This is a genomic window from Gordonia sp. NPDC003950 (assembly GCF_053605205.1).
Genome location: NZ_JBSGIT010000024.1, coordinates 69,899 through 88,012 on the forward strand (window position 1 = coordinate 69,899; position 18,114 = coordinate 88,012).

Annotated in this window: 17 protein-coding genes; 1 reads left to right on the forward strand and 16 read right to left on the reverse strand. The window is 64.0% G+C overall.

The annotated features are described in order from the left end of the window. Positions 1-43: 43 nt before the first annotated feature. On the forward strand, positions 44-910 hold the full coding sequence (locus ACWETB_RS19400) for a CDP-diacylglycerol diphosphatase (RefSeq protein ID WP_449741292.1): 867 nt from the start codon (positions 44-46) through the stop codon (positions 908-910). A gap of 186 nt (positions 911-1,096) precedes the next feature. On the opposite strand, the gene tuf is transcribed toward ACWETB_RS19400, so the two are convergent. The 16 genes from tuf to ACWETB_RS19480 all read right to left on the reverse strand — a co-directional run bounded on the left by tuf (position 1,097) and on the right by ACWETB_RS19480 (position 18,032). Then, positions 1,097-2,287: an elongation factor Tu gene (gene tuf, locus ACWETB_RS19405; RefSeq protein WP_449741293.1), complete on the reverse strand. Its 1,191-nt coding sequence runs from the start codon at positions 2,285-2,287 to the stop codon at positions 1,097-1,099. A 123-nt stretch (positions 2,288-2,410) separates the two neighbouring features. Then, entirely contained in the window at positions 2,411-4,516 is a 2,106-nt protein-coding gene (gene fusA / locus ACWETB_RS19410) for an elongation factor G (RefSeq protein ID WP_449741294.1), read from the reverse strand. An 84-nt stretch (positions 4,517-4,600) separates the two neighbouring features. Then, complete coding sequence (gene rpsG, locus ACWETB_RS19415) at positions 4,601-5,071, reverse strand: 30S ribosomal protein S7 (protein WP_419231157.1); 471 nt, start codon at positions 5,069-5,071, stop codon at positions 4,601-4,603. A gap of 6 nt (positions 5,072-5,077) precedes the next feature. Beyond that, positions 5,078-5,449, reverse strand: a complete 372-nt coding sequence (gene rpsL, locus ACWETB_RS19420) for a 30S ribosomal protein S12 (RefSeq protein ID WP_348805624.1) — start codon at positions 5,447-5,449, stop codon at positions 5,078-5,080. Positions 5,450-5,928: 479 nt separating this feature from the next. Next, positions 5,929-6,528, reverse strand: a complete 600-nt coding sequence (locus tag ACWETB_RS19425; RefSeq protein WP_449741295.1) for a hypothetical protein — start codon at positions 6,526-6,528, stop codon at positions 5,929-5,931. Between the two features lie 96 nt (positions 6,529-6,624). Further along, a complete protein-coding gene (locus ACWETB_RS19430; protein WP_449741296.1) occupies positions 6,625-7,710 on the reverse strand; it encodes a response regulator transcription factor in 1,086 nt (361 codons plus the stop codon). A 239-nt stretch (positions 7,711-7,949) separates the two neighbouring features. Then, the gene (locus ACWETB_RS19435; protein WP_452212995.1) at positions 7,950-8,816 is read right to left on the reverse strand and encodes an alpha/beta fold hydrolase; all 867 of its coding nucleotides are present in this window, start codon (positions 8,814-8,816) and stop codon (positions 7,950-7,952) included. Continuing rightward, entirely contained in the window at positions 8,813-10,048 is a 1,236-nt protein-coding gene (locus ACWETB_RS19440) for an NAD(P)/FAD-dependent oxidoreductase (RefSeq protein ID WP_452212997.1), read from the reverse strand. Before ACWETB_RS19440 ends, ACWETB_RS19435 begins: the two co-directional genes overlap by 4 nt. A gap of 78 nt (positions 10,049-10,126) precedes the next feature. Further along, positions 10,127-10,714: an aromatic-ring-hydroxylating dioxygenase subunit beta gene (locus ACWETB_RS19445; RefSeq protein ID WP_449741299.1), complete on the reverse strand. Its 588-nt coding sequence runs from the start codon at positions 10,712-10,714 to the stop codon at positions 10,127-10,129. Then, positions 10,698-12,074 carry an aromatic ring-hydroxylating dioxygenase subunit alpha gene (locus ACWETB_RS19450; protein ID WP_449741300.1) on the reverse strand — a complete coding sequence of 459 codons (1,377 nt, stop codon included), beginning with the start codon at positions 12,072-12,074 and terminating at the stop codon, positions 10,698-10,700. Before ACWETB_RS19450 ends, ACWETB_RS19445 begins: the two co-directional genes overlap by 17 nt. A 79-nt stretch (positions 12,075-12,153) precedes the next feature. Next, a complete protein-coding gene (locus ACWETB_RS19455; protein WP_449741301.1) occupies positions 12,154-13,029 on the reverse strand; it encodes an alpha/beta fold hydrolase in 876 nt (291 codons plus the stop codon). 14 nt (positions 13,030-13,043) lie between these two features. Then, on the reverse strand, positions 13,044-14,045 hold the full coding sequence (locus ACWETB_RS19460) for a sugar ABC transporter substrate-binding protein (protein ID WP_449741302.1): 1,002 nt from the start codon (positions 14,043-14,045) through the stop codon (positions 13,044-13,046). A gap of 27 nt (positions 14,046-14,072) precedes the next feature. After that, entirely contained in the window at positions 14,073-14,432 is a 360-nt protein-coding gene (locus tag ACWETB_RS19465) for a bifunctional 3-phenylpropionate/cinnamic acid dioxygenase ferredoxin subunit (RefSeq protein WP_449741303.1), read from the reverse strand. Beyond that, complete coding sequence (locus ACWETB_RS19470) at positions 14,429-15,502, reverse strand: ABC transporter permease (RefSeq protein ID WP_449741304.1); 1,074 nt, start codon at positions 15,500-15,502, stop codon at positions 14,429-14,431. Before ACWETB_RS19470 ends, ACWETB_RS19465 begins: the two co-directional genes overlap by 4 nt. 51 nt (positions 15,503-15,553) lie before the next feature. Then, positions 15,554-17,173, reverse strand: coding sequence for a sugar ABC transporter ATP-binding protein (locus tag ACWETB_RS19475; RefSeq protein ID WP_452213001.1), 1,620 nt, complete (start codon positions 17,171-17,173; stop codon positions 15,554-15,556). A gap of 157 nt (positions 17,174-17,330) precedes the next feature. After that, entirely contained in the window at positions 17,331-18,032 is a 702-nt protein-coding gene (locus ACWETB_RS19480; RefSeq protein WP_452213003.1) for a hypothetical protein, read from the reverse strand. Positions 18,033-18,114: the final 82 nt, after the last annotated feature.

Consider the following 18,114-nt stretch of genomic DNA (forward strand, 5'->3'; position numbering starts at 1 on the left):
CTCAGACGAGCACGCCGGTGGCTCATCGGCGAGAGGGCCGAGCATGGACATCACATCCGACAACCAGCCACGCGGCGTCAGCCGACGGACCTTTCTGACGACGTCGGCGGCCATCGGTATCGGTGCCGTGGCCGGCACCGGCGCCGCGGGCGTCGCGTGGGGTGCTCCGCCGGCCGGATGCGGAGACCCGAACGACTCGGTGGCCGGTACCGGCAAGAGCGAATTCTGGTTGTGGGATCAGGTGAAGGGACGCACCCCCGGCAACGCCGGCAGCAACGACTACGTTCGGCAGATCTCGTCGACTCCCAACCGGTACTACGCGATTCGTCACGGCGGGGACAATCCGCATTCCAACACCGACATGCTGCTGATCCCGACGAACCGCATCTCCGGCATCGAATGCAGCTATCTACTGCATTCACCGCCGAACTGGTGGCCCGCCGCCTGGCGCGAGGCGGTGGCCAATGTCCCGGCGAAGCCCTCGTCGCCGATCGCGCTCGGCGTCAACTCCAAGGACAGACGCGGCCAGGATCAGCTCCACATCCACCTGGCGCAGGTCAACTACCCGACGTTGCAGGACCTCCGGCAGATCCAGCCGGTCACCAAGATCAGCGGTTGGATGACCCCGCAGGCCAACGTCAAACTGCGGATCAACGACCGGCACAAGACACCGCGACGTAAGGACGCATGGTTCCGTGTCGTCAAGTACACCGGCGCTCTACCCAACCTGTTCTACGAGCTCAACAAGGTCCTCCCGACCACGGAGAGTATGCAACATCAGGTGGTCGGCGCCGTGTGGTCGGGCGTCGGGCAGACCTACTATCTGATCAACAGCACGGCCACCACCCCGAAGGGCAACGGCACCGGCCTGCTGGACCTGATCTACAACTGGCCGGCCAACAAGCCCTGAGCAGGCCCCGCCAGGCAAGCCCGGCACCGGACACGCTTGCCGCGGAACCATTCGTTTCGCGCGTACTCATCTCGCTGCGCGGGAAACGGCCGAGTGCGTGGGAATGTCGCACAGCCATACACAATGAGAAAGCGCCCCAACCACTTTCGTGGTTGGGGCGCCCTTTCGACTCAGTGAGTCAGACGATCACTTGGTGATCTTGGTGACTCGACCCGCACCGACGGTGCGGCCACCCTCACGGATGGCGAAACGCAGGCCCTCGTCCATGGCGACCGGCTGGATGAGCTTGACGCTCATCTCGGTGTTGTCGCCCGGCATGACCATTTCGGTGCCCTCGGGGAGGGTCACGACGCCGGTCACGTCGGTGGTACGGAAGTAGAACTGCGGACGGTAGTTGTTGAAGAACGGGGTGTGACGGCCGCCCTCGTCCTTGGACAGGATGTAGGCCTGTCCCTCGAACTCGGTGTGCGGGGTCGTGGTGCCCGGCTTCACGATGACCTGGCCACGCTCGACGTCCTCACGCTTGAGGCCGCGGAGCAGCAGACCGGCGTTGTCGCCTGCCTGAGCCGAATCGAGGAGCTTGTGGAACATCTCGATACCGGTGACGGTGGTCTTCTGCGACTTCTCGCGGATGCCGACGATCTCGACTTCCTCGTTCACGTTGACCTCGCCGCGCTCCACACGACCGGTGACCACGGTGCCGCGGCCGGTGATGGTGAAGACGTCCTCGACGGGCATCAGGAACGGCTTGTCGGTCTCGCGAACCGGATCCGGGATCGACTCGTCGACCGCGTCCATGAGCTCCTCGACGGACTTGACCCACTCCGGGTCACCCTCGAGAGCCTTCAGGGCCGAGACCTTGACGACCGGGGCTTCCTCGTCGAACTCCTGGGCGGCCAGCAGTTCGCGGACCTCCATCTCGACGAGTTCGATGATCTCTTCGTCGTCGACCATGTCGGCCTTGTTCAGGGCGACCAGGATGTAGGGCACACCGACCTGGCGGGCCAGCAGCACGTGCTCACGAGTCTGCGGCATCGGACCGTCGGTGGCGGCGACCACGAGGATCGCGCCGTCCATCTGAGCCGCACCGGTGATCATGTTCTTGATGTAGTCCGCGTGACCCGGGGCGTCGACGTGAGCGTAGTGACGCTTATCGGTCTCGTACTCCACGTGCGAGATGTTGATCGTGATACCACGAGCCTTCTCTTCGGGAGCCTTGTCGATCTGATCGAACGCGAAGCTCTTGTTGAGCTCCGGGAACTTGTCGTGCAGGACCTTGGTGATCGCCGCGGTCAGGGTGGTCTTGCCGTGGTCGACGTGACCGATGGTGCCGATGTTCACGTGCGGCTTGGTCCGCTCGAACTTCGCCTTCGCCACTTGATTGTCCTCCTGGACTTGTTGCCTGCTGGGCGGATCCCAGCAGGGGATTTTACTTTGGTTGTCTCGCCCGCCCTGCCGATAGGCCAGGGAGTGCGTCGTGAAAGCCCTTGCGCGAGTGAATTACTCGCCGGTGGCCTTCGCGATGATTTCCTTCGACACGTTCGCCGGAACCTCGGCGTAGGAGTCGAACACCATGGAGTAGTTTGCCCGGCCCTGGGTCCGCGACCGGAGGTCGCCGATGTAGCCGAACATCTCCGACAGCGGGACCTGCGCCTTGACGACACGGGCACCACTGCGCTCCTCCATGGCCTGGATCTGGCCACGGCGGGAGTTCAGGTCGCCGATCACGTCACCCATGTAATCCTCGGGCGTCGTGACCTCGACGGCCATGATCGGTTCCAGGATCACCGGGTTCGCGATCTTGGCAGCCTCCTTGAGAGCCTGCGCGCCGGCGATCTTGAAGGCCATTTCCGACGAGTCGACGTCGTGGTACTGACCGTCGAGCAGCGTCACCTTGAGGTTCACCAGCGGGTAGCCGGCGAGCACGCCGTACTGCATGGCGTCCTGCGCACCGGCATCCACCGACGGGATGTACTCGCGCGGGACGCGACCACCGGTCACGGCGTTCTCGAACTCGTAGGTCGCACCGTCTTCGGCGTCCACCAGGGGCTCGAGCTTGATGATGACCTTCGCGAACTGGCCGGAACCACCGGTCTGCTTCTTGTGGGTGTACTCGTGCTTCTCAACCGGACGACGGATCGTCTCACGGTAGGCCACCTGGGGCTTGCCCACGTTGGCCTCCACCTTGAACTCCCGCTTCATGCGGTCGACAAGGATGTCGAGGTGCAGCTCGCCCATGCCGCCGATGACGGTCTGGCCGGTCTCCTCGTCCAGCTTCACCGAGAAGGTCGGATCCTCTTCGGCGAGCTTCTGGATCGCGGTGCCGAGCTTCTCCTGGTCGGACTTGGTCTTCGGCTCGATGGAGACGTTGATGACCGGGTCCGGGAAGCTCATCGACTCGAGCACGATCGGCGCGTTCGGATCGCACAGGGTGTCACCGGTGGTGGTGTCCTTGAGCCCGATCATCGCGTAGATGTGTCCGGCCCAGGCCTCGTCGACCGGGTTCTCCTTGTTGGCATGCATCTGGAAGAGCTTGCCGATGCGTTCCTTCTTGCCCTTGGTGGCGTTGAGCACCTGGGTGCCCGCGCTGATGTGACCGGAGTACACACGCACGAAGGTCAGCTTGCCGAAGAACGGGTGAGCGGCGATCTTGAATGCCAGAGCCGAGAACGGCTCATCCGCGCTGGGCTTACGAGAGAGGATCTCCTCCTCGTTGCCCACCGCGTGACCCTCGACGCTCGGCACGTCCAGCGGGGACGGCAGGTAGTCGATGATCGCGTCCAGCATCGGCTGCACGCCCTTGTTCTTGAAGGCCGAACCGCAGATGACCGGGTAGAACTCACGCGCGATGGTGAGCTTGCGGATGGCGCCCTTGATCTCCTCGCTGGTGAGTTCCTCGCCACCGAAGTACTTCTCCAGCAACGCCTCATCGCTCTCGGCGACGGTCTCGAGCAGCTTCTCGCGGTACTCGGCGGCCTGATCGACCAGATCCGCGGGGATCTCCTCGATGGTCGGCGCAGCACCGATCTCGACGGTGCCACGCCAAGTGATCGCCTTCTGCTCGATCAGGTCGACGACGCCGTCGAAGTTGTCTTCGGCACCGATCGGCAGCTGCAGAACCAGCGGCTTGGCACCGAGACGATCCTCGATCGTCTTGACGGTGAAGAAGAAGTCGGCGCCCAGCTTGTCCATCTTGTTGACGAAGCAGATACGCGGAACGTCGTACTTCTCGGCCTGCCGCCACACCTGCTCGGACTGGGGCTCGACGCCCTCCTTGCCGTCGAACACGGCAACGGCACCGTCGAGCACGCGCAGGCTGCGCTCCACCTCGACGGTGAAGTCGACGTGGCCGGGGGTGTCGATGATGTTGATCTGGTTCTTGTTCCAGAAACAGGTCACCGCAGCGGAGGTGATGGTGATACCCCGCTCCTTCTCCTGCTCCATCCAGTCGGTGGTCGAGGCACCGTCGTGGGTTTCACCGATCTTGTAGTTCACACCGGTGTAGTAGAGGATTCGCTCGGTCGCGGTGGTCTTACCGGCATCGATGTGGGCCATGATGCCGATGTTGCGGACCTTCTTCAGGTCGCTGAGCACTTCCTGTGCCATCTAATTCCCTCCGGGAATTCTCAAAGGACTAAAGGCTGTCTTGTCGGAGCCGCGGCTCCGCCGCAACCCGAAGCAAGCTTCGGGTTACCAGCGGTAGTGCGCGAACGCCCGGTTGGCCTCGGCCATCTTGTGGGTGTCCTCGCGGCGCTTCACCGAGGCGCCGAGACCGTTGGACGCGTCGAGCAGCTCGTTGGCGAGACGCTCGACCATGGTCTTCTCGCGGCGCTGCCGGCTGAAGGTCACCAGCCAGCGCAGCGCCAGGGTGTTGGCGCGGCCGGGCTTGACCTCGATCGGCACCTGGTAGGTGGCGCCACCGACGCGGCGGCTCTTGACCTCGAGGGTCGGCTTGACGTTGTCGAGGGCGCGCTTGAGGGTGATGACCGGATCGGTGCCGGTCTTGTCGCGGGCCTGCTCGAGGGCACCGTAGACGATGCGCTCGGCGGTCGACTTCTTGCCGTCCAGCAGGATCTTGTTGACCAGCTGGGTGACCAGTGGCGATCCGTAGACGGGGTCGTTGATCAGAGGACGCTTGGGTGCGGGGCCTTTACGTGGCATGACTTATCAGTTCCCCTTCTTCGCGCCGTAGCGGCTGCGGGCCTGCTTGCGGTCCTTGACACCCTGGGTGTCCAGCGAGCCGCGGATGATGCGGTAACGCACACCCGGCAGGTCCTTCACACGACCACCACGTACGAGCACCATCGAGTGCTCCTGCAGGTTGTGGCCCTCACCCGGGATGTACGCGGTGACCTCGACGGCACTCGTCAGGCGCACACGGGCGACCTTACGGAGAGCGGAGTTCGGCTTCTTCGGGGTGGTGGTGTAGACGCGGGTGCACACGCCGCGACGCTGCGGGCTCCCCTTGAGGGCTGCGGTCTTCTTCTTCGCAGCCTTGTCATGACGGCCCTTGCGGACCAGCTGATTAATGGTTGGCACTGAGCTCAGTTCTTCCTTTGTCGGCACATCCGGCCGCGGCAGACGCGGTCGGCTTCATTTCGTTGTCGTCGTGGTTGGTGCTCCGGGCAAGTCCCCCGAAATCCGACCGAAACCGGGTTTTCGACGAACCTCCACAACTCGCCCCACCAAGGCTTTCGCCCTGGTCAGTACAGTTATCGCTACCCCGAGGTCGGGCGTGTCAGACACCCGACAGCGGTCTCGCTTGTCAGCCCGGTGACCCCATCACATGGTGGGAGTACCCATGGGACACGCTGTCCGACATCACCGTCACGGCTCCGTCGGCAGGGCACACGGACTGGCCCGACGTACGCCAGGCACCGACGATCCACTCTACCGATCGGGTTTGCACAGGTCAAAAATCGGATCCGGGAAACCAACCGGGAACGAACCCGAGATGATCAACAGACGATCTGTTGACCACTCATAACGTCGTCGGTGCCTGCGGCATTCCCGCCCGATCAATGCCCGATCAGCGTCTTGAGCAGCACGATCACCGCGGCCATCACGGCCGCGATGAGCCCGGCGCCCACCATCCGGGCGTCGAGCCGGTTTCCCCGCACCCGCTCGGTGACGATCGGCACCGACGCGATGCGCGCCACCACGATCGCCCCGGCGATCAGCTGGGGCGCCTCGGTGGGAATGAACTCGTGATAGCCGAGGGTGAGCGCGATCGCCGGCCACACCGCCGACGACATGATCGGCACCGCGTCGCGCAGTTCGTCGACGGCCAGCCCGCGAACCTGCTCCCGGCTCAACTCGCCGCCGTGTTCCTCCTCGTGCGCCTCCGGGACGTTCGCGTGCGCCAGCAGGTCGGCGAAGACGTGCGCGATGTATGTGGTCACGCCGGTCCCGAGGACGATCAGCGGGGCATGCCCCTCGTCGATCGTCGACGACGAGGCCAGCACCACCGCGGCCAACACCAGGATGTTGCCGTAGACGTAGGCCGACAGCCGTGACGCCGCACGCCGCGGCGCCAGCGGCCCTCCCCTGCGTTCGGTCAGGACGCCGTACCACGCGGGGACGGCCCGCGTGCCCCTCGACTCCCCACTGCGCACCATGATCACCCATGGTGGCACGGCGCCGGGGCTCGCGACGACAGGCGCGTGATCAGTGCCGTCGCGCCCGCCGGAACACATGAACGGCGTCGGGCCCGCTCATCCCCGTCGGGTCTCGGTTCGCGGGGTCATCCCGTGGTACATGCGGGTCAGGTGCACGCGAGAACTCACCCCCAGCTTGGCGTAGATGTTCTTCACATGCTGACGTACTGTGTGCAGGCTCAACACCAGTTCATCGGCGATCTCGCGATCGGAGAACCCCGCGGCCACCAGCCCGGCCACATCGTATTCCCGGGCCGATAGTCGTTGGAGGGCATGGCTGCGATATTGGGCCCGTGACGATTCCAGTTCGAGTTCGAGCAAGTGCGCCCCCGGCTCCCCGGGTACCGGACGGGCGGTGCATTCGAGTACGTCCTTGCTTCCGTTCTTGAGCCGGACAAGATATGACCGGTGCAACAGTGAGTCGGAGCCACCGACGTCGCGCAGAACGCGGTAGAGGATGTCGGTGCCCTCTTGCAGATCACCGAGCAGGCCGGCCGCCGATCGATTGATCGTCGGTTCGATGGATGAGGCCGCAAAGTAGACCACCGCAGCGGCACTCGAGTTCACTGCCAGGAGTGAGACATCGAGTCGGTGTTGCAGCTCGGTACGACTCCGCAGATTGGCCACCGCTCCGCCGACGATCTGGCCGATTGCCGATATCAGGTCCATGTCGACCTGATCGACCTCGAGCAGCAATGAGTCGGAGGCAAAATCCACGGTCCCGACAATCGCGCCGTTGTGCACCATCGGCGCCTTGAGCACGTGCAGCATGTTCTCCAGGCGATCAACCCGCTGATAGATCTCGGTTCGGCGCCATTCGTCGAGGCTGCGCCCGGCCAGGTTGTAGACCGGGGTGAAGCGCGTGAGTACCTGGCGCAGTTCGTCGTCGATGGGTCTGCCGAGTTGTTCGTATGTGGTCATGAAACGGTCGCTGACGTTGCGCGACTCATACCACGACGGCGTCCCCGGCTCGTCGCCGAACAGGTACAGCGCTTTCATCGGCAGATCCATGATCTCGCCGATGCTCTCGAAGTAGAGTTCACCGAGTTCCGCGAGATCGTCCACCTCGGTCAATGCGGTGGCCAACTCGATCAGCGCTGCATACCGCGATCGGGTGTCACCACGGCGACCCACCGCGCCCACGGGTCGGATGCCATCACCGCCTACGGGGACTGGTTCCATGTCAATACCACTCCAAAACACACTGGCAGCGGGCGAGGAGACGCCCGATGTCACCACAATTGGCCACACCGCCCCGCAACGGCTCTCCGGTGGAGGAGAGTCCGGGTTTCGGGCCACACGACATCGGGTGACGCCATCGCGCGTGGAATCTGTCCGACCTCAGATGTTAGGTAGTCGAGAAGAGTTGCGCGCGGCGGCGTTCACCACGTCACACCCAGCAGGGCCTCGATCGCCCCGACAAAGGCCTCGGGACGCTCAAAAGGCGGCCAATGACCGCATTGTCCGAGAAGGCGGATATCTGCGTGGGGAATGTAGGACCCGATGGCCAGCGCCTGTTCAAAGGGCACCATCCGGTCATTGCGCCCGTGCACGATGCCGACCGGCATCCGCAGCCGGGCGAGATCTGCCATGTTGCTGTGCGCGACGCTGACCGAACGGCGGTCCGCCTCACCATGATCGGCATGTGCCGCGCGCATGTGCATCATCGCCGCGACCGTCTCGTCGGTGATCAGCGATTCGTCGAACCACAGGGCCCGCAGCATTCGGCGTAACCGGTCCTCGTCGGCGGGACACTCGTCGAGTTCGATCGCCAGCCGCCACACCTCGGACGGAAAGGGCGTCACCAGGTAGGGATCGCCGCCGGTCGAGGCGTGGCAGGCTCCCACGAGCAACGCGTCGACCCGTTCCGGCTGGGCCAACGCCAGGTCGAGCGCAGTGGTGGCGCCCATCGACGTGCCGATGAGGGGAGCGTGCTCGATGCCGAGATGCTCCATCACCGCCAGCACCGCACGAACTGCGACGTCATGGACCGGTTCGTGATACTCGACCGGCCCGGTGAGTCCGTAGTTCGGCAGATCGACCACCACACACCGGTACCGGTCCTCGAGCAGTTCACACACCCGGCGATACACCAACGCCGCAGTCGCCCCGGGACGCGGACCCCATGCCTGGATCATCACCAGCGGCGTTCCCGCGCCCCGATCCACGTAACCGACCTCCATCTCCGGGGTCCGCACGCTGCGCTGAAATGCCCGGTCAACGAGGACACTCTCGATCGCCGCAGTCATGACGCACTCACCCGACGGGCCAGGGCGCGCAGATCAACGCCGGTATCGGCCACATCCTCGGCCCCCAGCGGTGCACCCGCTTCCATCAGGAGCATCGCTGCCCGGACATCCCGCGCGGCGTTGATCCCGACCGCGCCCAACAACGTCGATCCGGACAGATAGAACCAGCTCACCGAATCATCGGAATGCCTGCGGGTCACGATCGTCTTCGATTCGGCGATGTGGCCGGCCACCTGGATATTGAGGCCCAGGTGGTCCGACCAATACCAGGGAACCCCCGCGAAGGCCGCCGACTCCCCGATCATCGCGCCTGCGGCGAATTCTCCTTGTGCAGAGGCGTTGAGCCAGGTGCCATGTCGCACGGTGGCACCGATGAACGGATCGGGAAAGCTCGCCACATCCCCGGCGGCAAAGACATTGGGAACCGCCGTCTGCAGCCGCCCGTCCACCGGCACACCGTGTGAAATCCGAAATTGCTTGCGGTCGAGCATGTCCAGCGCAGGTTGCTGACCGATCGCGGTGATCACGATATCGGCCGGGATGGTGTCGCCGTCATCCAACTCGACACCCCGCACCCGATCGGTTCCCACAAAGCCCACCACCGACACCGGGGCACGCAGCTCGAACGGAGCCTCCCGATACACCTGCGCCAGATGATCGGCGGCATGCCCTCCGACCGCGCCTGTCAACGGATGGCGGGATCGACACAGCCACGTCACCTCGTTACCCAGACTCGCGGCCGCCGCGGCGGTCTCCGCTGCCAGGAGACCGCCGCCGACAATCACCACCCGAAGCCGGCCTCGCCGCAACCTGTCACCGAGCACCTCCGAATCGTCGGCGGTGCGCAGGGTGTGGATGCCATCGAGATCGGCACCGCCGACCGGCATCGTTCGGGCTCGACCGCCGCTGGCCACCAACACCTTTTGGGCTTCGATGCGGATACCACTGGCCAAGCGGACCGCACCCGCGGCGGTGTCGACCGATTCCACCGGATCGTCGAGCACGAGGTGTACCGCCAGCTCCATCCAATCCTCCCACTCCCGGATTGTGGTGGAGCCCAACGGAGCCGAGCCGACGAGGCATTCCTTGGACAGTGGTGGTCGTTCGTAGGGCAGCCGCCCCTCATCCCCGACCAAGAAGATCCGATCGTCGAATCCTTTCGCCCGCAACGCCTCGGCCGCCTTGGCGCCGGCCATTCCGGCACCGACGATCACATAGGACTTCTTGTTCACAGTGGCTACACCGTCCTTATCCGTGGACATGTGGTCAGTGACCCACGCATCGGGGCGAGGGGTCAGAATTCGAATATCTCAGAAGAAGACGCTGAGGTTCTTGGCCAACACCAGGTTCTGGTCGAGCAAGATCACCCGATCGGCGATCTTGAACCCGTTGTCCTCTCGCCGCAGCACATCTCGACGTTCACCGGCCCACAGATCAACCTCTGCCTCCAACCGGTTGCGGTAGATGAAGAAGTTGGAACGCACATGGTATTCACCGTCGACCGGCGACCGGGCGATCCGCACATTGGTGATCAGATGCCGGGACCGCGACGGCGGGTCCTCGGCCCAGTGCATCCCGCTCTCGAGTTGCTGGATTCGAAGCTCCAAGGAGACGCTGTCGTCATCGAAGTGAGCCACCTCCAACCCATCGAGGTCATCGGCCTCGTCCTGCTTACGCTGCCTGCGCAGCCGATTACGACGAATCGGCATGCGGTAGTGGGCATCAGCGGTGAACAGCTCATACCACGCCCGCCACTTCCAGTCGTCGAGCAACTCGACCTCTGCGTACAGGAACTGTTCGATCTCGAACTGCTCGGCGGCCGAGACCAGAGTCATTCCGGCCGAGGTGAATCCCGGCGCCGAGGCCCCCTTCGCACTGTGTTCACCGGCGGTCAGCATTCTTGACTCCTTCCATGATCGCCGCAGCCCGATTACCGATTCCGGCCGCGATCTGCTTGGGGTCGTGTTCACTGCGTTCGGGTTCGGCCGCCGGCGCCACCGGCCACTCGGGCGATGTCATGAACTCCAGCCACCGCCGGTAGAAGGTACGCTGCGGTCCCTCCCCAAAGTAGTTGCGCAACACCCGTCCCGGATACACCGGATCATTGTCGGTCTCATGTCCGTGGCCCATCTGGTAGTTCCACGTCATCTTCCGCGTCTGCACGCCTCGCTCGAGCATCTGCCCGATCAAGTCCCAGTTCTCGCCGTCATCGGTCTCGACCACGCCCGCCGCGCCCTCGGTGAAGGCCGCCGAGGTACGTTGCGCCCGCTTGACCTCCGCCGGCGCATCCTTGTCGACGATGGTCCAGGACCAGATCTCGAATTCGTTGGGCCCCTTGGGGTGCCATACGCGCAGATTCGCCGATCCGGGCAGTCCCGAGAGATTCGGGAAGACGGTGAAGTTACCGACGGTATTGGCCCGCTCCTCACCCAGCCGTTCGAGCCGGTTGTCGAACTCGGCCTGGTTGTATCGCCCGAGTGGATCATCGGCAAATCGGGTCATCCGATCGAAGATCATCGAATATCCGTGCCCCTGACGGGAGGCGAACTCGATGCCCTTGATATCTCGCAGGAAAGACGGATCAAAGGTGCCCAGCGAAGAAGCATGGGTGATGATCGCGTGGTAGCCGTCACCGCCGAACTGCTCGGCTCCCAGCTTCCAGTTGCCGTGGATGGTCCACTTGATGACGCCGGGCAGGATCTCTATGCCGCCCGGGGTCCGATCGATCCAACTGTCGATGTAGTAGGTCATGTCGCCGAGGAAGTCGGTCAGCGGCGGCGCCGTCGGATCGAAAGTGGCAAACCACATCCCCTTGTACTGGTCGACCTGTGCGACCTCGATCAGCCCCCATCGCTTCTGATCGAGTTCGTTGAAATAGGCGGTGTCCAGATTGGGCACATTGATCAGTTCACCCGCGGTGTTGTACGTCCAGCCGTGATAGGTGCACATGAAGTTCTTCGCGTTGCCGTCCTCGGCGCGGCAGATCTTCATCCCGCGATGCCGGCAGGCGTTGAGGAACACTCGAACGCTGTTGTCGCGCTGGCGGATGGCCAGCACAGGATCACCACCCATATAGGTGTTCACGAAATCACCCGGTTTGGCGATCATCGAATCATGTGCGATGAACAACCAGGCCCGACCGAAGATCTGCTCCAGTTCGCGTCGGTAGATGGAGTCGTCGATGAAGATCTCCGGACCGATGAGTCCGTTCTCCCAGTCGACGAGATCCTGTAGCTGGTCGTTGATGTCGTTGCTCACATCCACTCCGTTTCTCGATTGGGGCGTGGTTGGTTTGTCTTCCGCACGGACTCGTGGGTTCCCATCACCAGGGCACCGGTCACGAGCGCGCCGGTCCCGAGTCGAGGAAGGCCGTGGCGATGGCCGCGAACTCGTCGGGACGCTGCTCCTCCATGTGGTGTGCCCCGCCGGCCATCACATAGAGCGATGCATCGGGGATGCGTTTGGTCAGTTCGAGGGCGTAGTCGGGAATGGCAAAGGCATCGTGATCTCCCCACAACAGCAGTGATCGCGCCTTGACCATCGGAAGGTGGTGGGAAAGGTCCTGGGGTATCCCACGACCGCCCTCGATCGACCAGTCCGGCCCCAGTGCGATCAGCTCGGGGTCCTGACTCAGCTCCCACCGCAGATCGAATGTCCAGGAGGGGATGTCCTCACCGCCCCGCCATTCGAGTTCGGCCATGATCGAGTAGAGCTTCTCCTTGGTCGGCCCACCGTCGGCGTAATACATCGTCCAGGCGTCGGCGCCGGCCAGCCCCAGTTCGGGGGTGAGCGGAACGGCGCCAGGGATCGGCTCGCTCCCGGTGATGATCAGCTGGTCCACCAGGTCTGGATGTTCGGCGGCCAGCGCCACCGCCGCCGAGCCACCGATCGAATTGCAGATGAAATCGGCCTTGTGAATCCCGATGGCATGCAGTGCCCCGGCAATCACCTGGGCGTGGTAGCTCCACCGCGGTGCGGTGAACGGCTCTTTGCTCGATCGCCCGAAGTGCAGCATATCCATCAGGATCAGCCGCCGGTTCTCTGCAAAAGTCGCTGCGACCGTGCCGAAGTCGGTCCAACTCGAACACCCCGGCCCACCACCGTGCAGGAAGACCGTCGGGGTGCCCTCCCCCATGTCGATGTAGTGGATCGTGTGTGGTCCCACCGAGACCTGCTTGCCCTGCGGTTCGGCCAGTTCACGCTGTTGCATCATCGTCTCCGTCTCGGTCACTGTGCCGCGACGAGCGGCAGGTGCTCCAGGGAGCACGTCTTGTCTGCGGGTGCCACATAGTCGGCGATCGTCGACGAGGAGACGATGTCGCTCTTGACCACATATTCCTTCTGCGCCTTGCCATCGAGCGCGTCTCGGGCGGCACCCACGATCGCCCACCCGGTGCACACCGGGTCGGTGTCGACGGTGGCGGTGATCGTCCCGTTGCGCACGGCGGCGATCGCCGATTCGTCACCGTTGCTTCCGGTCACCACAACCCCGTTCGGGTTGGTCCCCGAGGCGGCCTTGAGCCCGCGAGCCGACAGTGCCGAGGCGATTCCCAACGCCGAGGCGTCGTTATAGGCCCAAAAACCGTCGAGATCGGGGTTTGCCGAGAGAATGTCCTGCGCAAGTGTCGACGCGCCCGCGGAGGTATCTGCGGTGTTGTCCTGGCGCACCACGATTGTCAGGCCCTTGGCCTCGGCGGCCTTGGTGAAGCACTCGGTCATCGTCACGATCGACGGAGCCGGTGGGCCCGACATGACGGCGATCCTGCCGTTCGGCTTGGCGGTGGCAAACAGGTCGGCCACCTTCTCGATGACTCCACCGGTTTCACACGTCGTCGCTTCGGTCCATACCGTCGAATCCACGCCGGTACCACCGGAATTGACACCGATGACCGGGATTCCGGCAGACTCGGCACGCGAGTAGGCACCCGAGATGGCGCCTTCGTCGAGCGCCCACGATCCCAACGCGCTCACCGGGCGGTCCACCATTGTCTGAATATTGGAGACCTGAGTATCGGCCGAGAGATTCGCGTCATAGACCTGCGACTCCCATCCCAGGGAGGAGGCTGCGGCCTCGATGCCCTGGGAGGTGAACTTTTGACCTTCCTGCGCCAGAACGGGCGAGGAGAAGCCGAAGAAGGTGGAGCTGTCGTCGCTCCTCCCGCAGGCCGCCACGGCTGTCCCAATGGCCAGCACGGCCCCCGTGGCCACGAGTGATCTGACGAGTTTCATATGTGATTCCTTTGTGACTGAGGGGGTTTAGATTCTGAACTTGGCGATGACACAGCGCTGTGTCGCGGCGACGTAGACCTTGTCGCCGTCGATGCGTATCGGATAAGTACCGACCGGATCTGTGGCTGGCGCGGTAAGCGCCTCACCTGTACGCACAGAGAAGGTCGCGTAGTGGAGTTCGCACTCGATCTGGTCCCCGTCGAGGTAACCGTCGGACAGCGAATAGTCAGAGTGCGAACAAGTGTCGTCGATCGCGAAGAACTCGCCCGCGACGTTGAACACCGCGATCGGCGGGCAGATCCCGGCGACCTTGATGCCCTCACCGTCGGAGAGTTCATCAACACCGCAGACCACCGTCCACTCGGCTGTCGAATCCGTGCCGGTCATCGGCTCTGGGCCGCCGTACTCGAGGCGCCCGGCATCATCGACCGGAGCCGAGCCCGCAGCGCGGCCGAGCGGGCCACCCCGAGTCCCACCGCGGCGATCAGCAGGGCGCCGTTGACGGCCTGCCGCCAGAAGCTGGAGATGTCGGCGAGGGTCATCGCATTCTGGACCACCCCGAGAAAGGCCACACCGATGACCGTTCCCCAGATGCTGCCCTTACCCCCGCTGAACGAGGTTCCGCCGATGAGCACGGCCGCCAAGACTCCGTTGAGCAGCGCCGGATCGATCTGGGGCGAGGCTCCGGTGAGGCGACCCACCTGGATGAGTGCGCCGACTCCGGCGGCGAGACCGGCGAGTGCGTAGACCGCGGCGGTCACATTCTTGACGTTGATCCCGTTGAGTCGCGCCGCATCGGAGTTGGAGCCGACTGCCAGCACGGATCGTCCAAAAGCGGTGTACCCCAGCGTTCCTGCCGCAAGGAGAATCATCACCACATCGAAGATCAAGATGATGGGAATGGGGCCGATCTCGGCGGTGGCAAAGCTGTTGACCCCTGCGAATGCCGGGATGTCGAAGACGTTGACGGTGGCGCCGTTGTTGAGCAGCAACGCGATGCTCGCGGCGATCGAGGCCATTCCGAGAGTCACCACGAGAAAGGAGATCCGGGCCCGCGAGATGAGGACTCCGTTGACGATCCCCAGTAGCGTTCCACCGGCCAGCGCGGCAATCACGCATACGATTGCCGGCCAACCGGATTGCAGCACCAATCCGAACACCATTCCCGCGGCGGCGGTCATCGCCACAATGGACAGATCGATACCACCGGCGATGATGACGAAGGTCGAGCCGATTGCCAAGGTCAGCGCCACGCTGTTGGCGCCGACGATATTCATCAGATTGGCCCACGTCATGAAGCTCGGGAGCGCCACACCGGCGACGATGACCAGGGCAAGTAGCGCTACGAGCACACCTCCGGTATCGCCGAGTCCGGGTAACGCGATCCGAGTGTTGCCCACTCGGGTCGTGCTCGGCGGCCGGGTGGCCGGGCTGGAGGGGGTGTCTAGGGTTGCCACATCTGACTCCTCAAGAGTTGACGGAAAGCTGTTGTGCTCGAATGTTTTTTGTCACTGGGACAGCACTGCTGGCTGAGGGGATTCGGTGACGATATGGTGAAGGCCTGCCTTACCTGCGACCATGGCCGCGGTGATGTTCTCCTCGGTGATGTCGGCCTCCACGAACTCGGCCACCACCTCGCCCGCGTAGAGAGTGATCACCCTGTCCGACATCCCGCACAGCTCGTTGAGTTCGGACGAGATCAGCACCACCGCGGCCCCTTGCTCCACCTGCTCACGCAGCAGCGCATAGATCGCACTCTTGGCTCCCACATCGATACCGCGGGTGGGTTCACTCATCACATAGACCGGCAGTCCGAGATCAAACAGTCGACCGATGATGATCTTTTGCTGATTTCCGCCGGACAGCTGGGCCACCGGCGCCGACGCCGAGGTGGTGCGAACATCGAACCGGGAGATCGCGTCGCCGACGGATCGCCGTTGGATACCCAACCGGCGCACACCATGACGAAATACCCGCTCACCCCATGCGAGGATGAAGTTGTCGGCAACCGATCGTTGCAGAAGCAGACCCATCGCCTTGCGGTCCTCGGGGACAAAGCCTATTCCGCCGGCGAGCGTCTTGTCTGGTCTGCCCAACGGGATCGGCTTTTCGTTGACCCGCAGATCGCCGACACCGGTGACCGCACCACCGAGTACGTGGCCCAGCGATTCCTTTCCCGATCCCGACAGCCCCGCCACACCAACGATTTCGCCCGCCCGCACGGTGAGGTCGATCTGTGCGAGTTCTCCTGTAGGAGTCGAGATCCCGTTGGCCGCAAGCACGACGGAACCAGGCTTGCTCTGCGGTGATCGAGTTCCGTAGTAGTCGCCGAGCTCCCGGCCGACCATCAATTGCACGAGTTCTTTTTCGGTGGTCTCGGCGATCGGATGCGCGGCCATGATCCGTCCATCACGCAGGACAGCCGCGGTGTCTGCAGTCCGGAAGATCTCATTCATCCGATGCGTGATCATCACCACCGCAACGCCTTCGGCACGCCTGTCCTCCACCAACTCGAGCAGGCGTTGGGCCGCCTTCTCCGACAATGAACTGGTCGCCTCGTCGAGGATGAGGATTCTGGGCTGCGCGGCCAACGCCCGCGCGATCTCCACCTGCTGCGCCATCTCGATCGACAGGTCGGCCACCGCGGCCCTGGGATCGACAGCGGTACCGCACATCTCGAGGATCTCCCGCGCACGCGAACGCATGGTGCGCCATGCCACCACACCGACCCCGCGACGCGGCAGCGCACCCATGAAGATGTTCTCGGCAACGGTCAGATCGGTGGCCAGAGTCAGTTCCTGGCTGATCAACGCGATCCCGTGCTGCCGGGCAACACTGGCGTCGGTGATACGCACCGGTTTTCCGTCGATGAGCACCTGACCGCGGTCGGGCGCCACCAGGCCACCGATAATCTTCGCAACGGTGGACTTGCCCGAACCGTTTTCACCGGTCAGCGCCGTGACGGTGCCCGCGGCGAACTCGATCGACACCTGCTCCAGCGCGACCGCATTACCGAATCGCTTGGCGATTCCGTCCAGTGCCAACGCGGGGACGGCCGGCGCCGAGGCGGGAACATTCCGGGCCGACGCGGGGACGACGGGATCGGGGTGAGGATGAGAGCTGCTCATGGCCGATGAGTCAATCAGCGCCGAGCACCCCGCGAAATACCGCTACGCGGGCATTTTGGCGACTACCTCATTTGCGGTAGCCGCAGCATATTGGGATGCTTTTGTGTGCCAAACGATCACGCCCGGTTACGGCCGTGTATCACTGTCGCCGAGCGTGTTACGAGACGGTGAAGGGCGCTGACGATGGCCGCGCTCGGCCCATGACCACGCCGCAGGCGATGGCCGCCGCTGCTGCTCCCGCGCCGACGCCGAAGATCAGCGAGAACTCACCCGGCGCCGCGGGTGCGCCCACCACTAATCCGACGGTCGCCGAGGCGATGGCGGTACCGAAGAATCGTGCGAGCGCGTGGACCGCCTGCGCGGAGGCCATCGATCCCGGTGCGGTCCGTTCGGTTACCAGCATCGGAGTAGCCGACATCGCCGTCCCGACTCCGGCGCAGACCACCGTCGCCCACACACATACGTGCCACACCTGATCTCGCTGCACGATCAAACCCAGATATCCGAGCAGGGCAATCATCGCACCCGCCGCGGGCAGCAACTCGGCACGCAAGACCTGCGAGAGCCGCGATACCAGCGGAGGTGTCGCCAGCATCGCGATACCGCCCGGAGTCAGCAGCAGGGCCGCCGCCAGCGCCGACAACCCGATGCCGCCCGCGGCGGCGGGCTCCTGCAACAGGCGAGAACAAGCAATCATCGACACCATCAGCATCACCCCGACCAGTAGCGAGGTGAGGTGCAACCACCGCATCGGGGAGCCTGCGGCGGCCCGCACATCCACCAGCGGATCACGCCGACGTCGCTGCGCCCTGATCCACCACCAGGCACACATCACCCCGGCTCCCGTGTCAGCGGACATGAAAAACTGCCCATGGGCGGTCACGAAAGTGCCCGCTGACGGCCAATAAGGACTGCCCATCGGCGGTCAGGAAAGTGCCCGT